This is a genomic window from Acidiplasma cupricumulans (genome assembly GCF_001402935.1).
In the GTDB taxonomy this organism is placed as follows: Archaea; Thermoplasmatota; Thermoplasmata; order Thermoplasmatales; family Thermoplasmataceae; genus Acidiplasma; species Acidiplasma aeolicum.
Window position 1 is genome coordinate 1 of the sequence record NZ_LKBH01000205.1, and the last position, 4,597, is coordinate 4,597.

At 35.2% G+C, this 4,597-nt stretch carries 5 protein-coding genes; all 5 read right to left on the minus strand.

Translation table 11 applies throughout. The features are described from left to right. Positions 1 to 256: 256 nt before the first annotated feature. From AOG55_RS06255 to AOG55_RS06275, 5 genes are read right to left on the minus strand one after another with little or no spacing between them, the layout of a single operon-like run. Complete coding sequence (locus AOG55_RS06255; protein ID WP_048102352.1) at positions 257 to 697, minus strand: hypothetical protein; 441 nt, start codon at positions 695 to 697, stop codon at positions 257 to 259. Beyond that, positions 679 to 1,620, minus strand: a complete 942-nt coding sequence (locus AOG55_RS06260) for an ABC transporter ATP-binding protein (RefSeq protein ID WP_055041043.1) — start codon at positions 1,618 to 1,620, stop codon at positions 679 to 681. The genes AOG55_RS06255 and AOG55_RS06260 overlap by 19 nt, the downstream gene beginning before the upstream one ends. Then, a complete protein-coding gene (locus tag AOG55_RS06265; protein ID WP_048102355.1) occupies positions 1,613 to 2,581 on the minus strand; it encodes an ABC transporter ATP-binding protein in 969 nt (322 codons plus the stop codon). Before AOG55_RS06265 ends, AOG55_RS06260 begins: the two co-directional genes overlap by 8 nt. Positions 2,582 to 2,593: 12 nt before the next feature. Further along, entirely contained in the window at positions 2,594 to 3,523 is a 930-nt protein-coding gene (locus AOG55_RS06270; RefSeq protein WP_231563454.1) for an ABC transporter permease, read from the minus strand. Further along, positions 3,520 to 4,551 carry an ABC transporter permease gene (locus tag AOG55_RS06275; protein WP_055041044.1) on the minus strand — a complete coding sequence of 344 codons (1,032 nt, stop codon included), beginning with the start codon at positions 4,549 to 4,551 and terminating at the stop codon, positions 3,520 to 3,522. The genes AOG55_RS06270 and AOG55_RS06275 overlap by 4 nt, the downstream gene beginning before the upstream one ends. Between the last annotated feature and the right edge of the window lie 46 nt (positions 4,552 to 4,597).

Consider the following 4,597-nt stretch of genomic DNA (forward strand, 5'->3'; position numbering starts at 1 on the left):
GCTCTTCCGATCTGTTTATTTACAAATTAATTATACATATAAATAATCTGAGAGATAAATTATTATAATGAATACTTATAAAAGACAAGTCATAATTCGTCTGACATTTATATGAAAGGAACGTTAAAAATTTTAGCCTTATTTGTATTTTATTAGGTCATATAGTATAAGTATATTATTATTTTATTGAATTATACTCTTGATATCTTCAGCATGTTAATATTATAATCATTACGTGCAAATTAGCTGTTTTGTGTCAATTATTTGAATTCTCTAACCAGTTTTCAGGGGTAATATGATTCAATTCCAGTTCGTCTTTAATTTTATTATATATCTTCTCTGCCTGTGGAATATCTTTTATTAAGAAATTTTTCCTTCTAGTAATTATATATATTGAATAAAGGTTAAATTTTTTTTGAAGATACCCGGAGGTTATAAAGAAGTCTGAGAAGTTTTTATATGGTATTTTGTATGACCTAAAAAAATTTTTAATGTAAATATGGGTATCATAAATCTCTATTCTATACGACATTTTAAAAAGTATATAAAGAAGTCCCATAAAATAAACTATTCCAAGAAATATGAAATAATTTAGTATGGTTTTATAGCTAATTTCCAAAAAAGCTGAAAATATGGCGACCAGTATTGTTATTTTTATCAATGTTTTTTCAATGGATTTTATCCATAAAGCCAGCATAGCACCTTAACACCGTCTACATCCCTGAATTCCGGTTCCCTCTGCCGGCATATGTCCATAACCCTAGGGCACCTATCACTAAACCTGCACCCCTTTGGAATATTAATAAGGCTTGGGACGTCACCTATTGGAGACTGAAGTTCCTTCTTTTCAAAATCCGGCACTGAGGCTATTAGTAGCTGCGTGTATGGATGTTTTGGGCTTTCCATAACCTTTTTTACGGGTCCATATTCAACAAGCTTCCCAGCATAAATAACGGCTATATCATCTGCAACATACTTGGCCACACCCATGTTATGTGTAATAAATAAATATGTTAGGTCTGACTGCTTTTGTATATCTAAAAGCAGATCAAGTATCTGGGCCTGTATGGACTCGTCAAGTGCGGATGTTGGTTCATCTAAGACAAGCACGTCCGGGGCCTTGATAAGTGACCGTGCTATTGCTATTCTCTGTATCTGGCCTCCAGATAATTCTTTAGGTTCCTTATTTGCAATTTCATCATAATCCATGCCGACCATAGAAATTACGCTTTTGGTCTTTTCCATGTCAAAATGTCCAAGGGGTTCTGATACAATCTGCTTAATCTTCATACGTGGATTCACAGAAGTATAAGGATTTTGAAACACCATGGAAATATGCTTTCTTGCGTTATGAATTGTTTTCCTGGTTATTTCCTCTTCATTGAAATAAAACTTACCATCTGTTGGTGTTTCGATAGTTGAAACTATTTTTCCAAGGGTGGTTTTGCCTGAGCCTGATTCACCCACTATTCCAAGTATTTTTCCTTTGTCAACCTCTATTGAAACGTTATCCATGGCCCTAACATAAACAGGTTTTCTTCTAAAGATAATATCAAGCAACTGAAGCTGTTGCGTTAAATAGTATTTTTTTATATTTTCCAATTTTATAATGCTACTCAAATAACCAGCACCTCACTTTATGTCCATTACTAACATCTATTAACGATGGTTCAAACTCATGGCACTTGCCAAAAGCCTTATCGCATCTTGGACTGTACCTGCATCCCTTAGGAAGGTTGAAAAACGATGGCGGGGAACCCTTAATATAAAATAATCTTGTATTGGTCTTATAATCTGTTGGCACACTTTTTAACAGCCCAATTGTATATGGATGGTCAGGGTGTTTAATTAAATCACTGGATTCATTTAATTCCATAATTGTTCCTGCATACATAACAATAATTTTCTTAGAGATTACATATGCCAGACTCAAATCATGTGTTATAAATATTATTCCCATACCATATTCTTTGTTTAAAGCCTTTAATAGATTAATAACTTGCGCTTGTATGGTTACATCAAGGGCAGTTGTTGGTTCATCGGCTATTAATAATTTGGGCCGCAAAATTAACGCCATGGCTATTACAACTCTCTGCACCTGACCTCCAGAAAGTTCATGCGGATACCTCTTCACAATCTGATCCGGATCCGGCAATCTCACGGATTTTAATGCATCAACTACTATTTTATTTATTTCTTCCGGGGCAACACTTGTACCATTCCTCTGAGCCTTAATCTGTGCAGCCTCTGATAGCTGAAAACCAACGGTTTTTACTGGATTAAGGCTGTTTAGAGGATTCTGAAAAATCATGAATACCTCTGTACCCCTAATTTTTGTCATCTGTTCTTCTGTTAATGATAATAGATTCTGGTCATTTAGGATTATTTCTCCGGATTCCTCTCCTGACGGTGGGAGTAATCTTGCAATAGCCCCACCAAGTGTACTTTTACCTGACCCTGATTCACCAACAATTGCTATTGAATCTCCCCTATCCATGTTTAATTCAAAGTTGTTTAAAACAGTTGTTTTGCCATTAACAGTTTTATAAGAAACTTTAAGATTTTTAATTTCAAGCAACAAATTATATGCACCTCAATATTCAATCCTGTTATTAATTATATCCTGATATCTGTCACCAACAAGGACAAAACCTGCAACTATTATTAGTATTGTAATGCTTGGGAATACTGCATACCACCAGTCAGCAGGAAGATACTGCAGACCGTTTGAGGCCATGGCACCCAGTTCCGGTATAGGTATGGTTAAACCTATTCCAAGGAAGGCTAATGTTGCATAGGTTAAAATAACATTGCCAAAATCAAGTGCAGCATAAGCTATTACTGGGTCAACACTGTTCAAAAATAAATATCTGAAAAAGAGGCTAAATCTTTTTACACCGTTTATTTTTGCGGCCTGCATATAGTCCATGTTTTTGATTTTAAGAGTCTGACCACGGAAAAATCTTGCATATGTTGGCCACCATACTATGCTTAAAGATATTATCACAGCATCAAAGCCAGCCTTTAATGGTATGGATATTGCAATTACAAGTATAAGAGCTGGAATAGAAAGGAATGCATCTGTTAACCTCATAAGGATATTCTCAAGCCAGCCACCCCTCCATCCTGATATTATTCCCAAAGCTGCACCAATAATTATTGCTGAAAATACAACCACCACAGCAACAAGGGCATCTCTGGGCATTGAGTATAGCATCCTGGAAAGTATGGATTCACCAAGGGCATTTGTGCCAAGTAGCATTGAAAGTGATTTTGTCGATGGCCCTTCAAGTTGAAGGCTAAAATTGGTTGCAAATGGATTTGAGGGTAACAGCATATAGCCAAGTTTAGGATTACTTGTAAAACCGGCAAGTTCCTCCATTATTCCTTGTATTATGGACCAAATTAAGAACCAGCCAACTATGATAAGCCCTATAAGAGCTGATTTATCCTTTATAAACGACCCAAAATAGCTTACCTTTTTAAACTCTATCTTATCCTCGTAGGCATTTTCGTCAATCACTTTACCCTCACCCTCGGATCCATAATACCATATAATATATCAGCGACTAAATTGGCTATAATTATTGAAATTGCAATAATTACAGTGGTTGATAGTATTGCTATATAATCTAATGTGTATATTGATTGAACTATAAACCATCCCATACCATGATAATCAAAAATATCCTCAACAACAACAGCGCCTGCCACTGCATATCCAAATGTCAGTGCAAGAAGTGTAACAATTGGAATTGCTGCATTCCTTAAGGCTGTTCTATAAACAGCAGTATCCCTGCTAACACCCTTCATTAATTCAAGCTTAAAATAATCTGATTCCATTGCATCAATCATTGATGCCCTAGTAATTCTAGTAATTACACCAAAACTTAAAAGTGCTATTGCCATAACAGGAAGAATCATATGCCTTATAAGACTAAGAAGATATGCACCATCTCCGGCTATAATTGCATTTAAAATTGGGAATGCTGCAACATCTGGTGGGGGTGTTAAAACAGGATTTGCTATACCAGTAGATGGTAATAAACCAAGATCATATGCAAAGAAAAGCTGCAGAACTATTGCTATAAAAAATGGCGGAGATGCCCATGTAACTAAATATACTCCTTTTACAGCATGATCCTGTATTTTTCTCCTGTGGGATGCACCAAATGAACCTGTATATAATCCCAAAAATGTTGATATTATAATGGCAGGGATAACAAGCTCTAGAGTTCTTGGCAGAAATCTTCCTATTAGACTTATTTCAGGAACATGATAAACAGGATCATATCCAAGATTTCCATGGAAGATATTGCCAATATACAACAAAACCTGAGTATACAATGGTGCATTCAAATGATATTTAGCAATAATAGCGTTTATTTCTGCCTTTGTATGATGACCAGACCCGGCATAGATGCCTGCCATGGCCTGAGGTGTGGGAGCTATTAAATGGATTAAGAAAAACACTATTACTATTATAAATATTAATGTAACAAGTGCATAAATTGCACGCCGTATTATATATAGCACTAAATTTGTATTCATTCGAAATATTAATTAAAATATATTATTTAACACTTGTCATTAGATC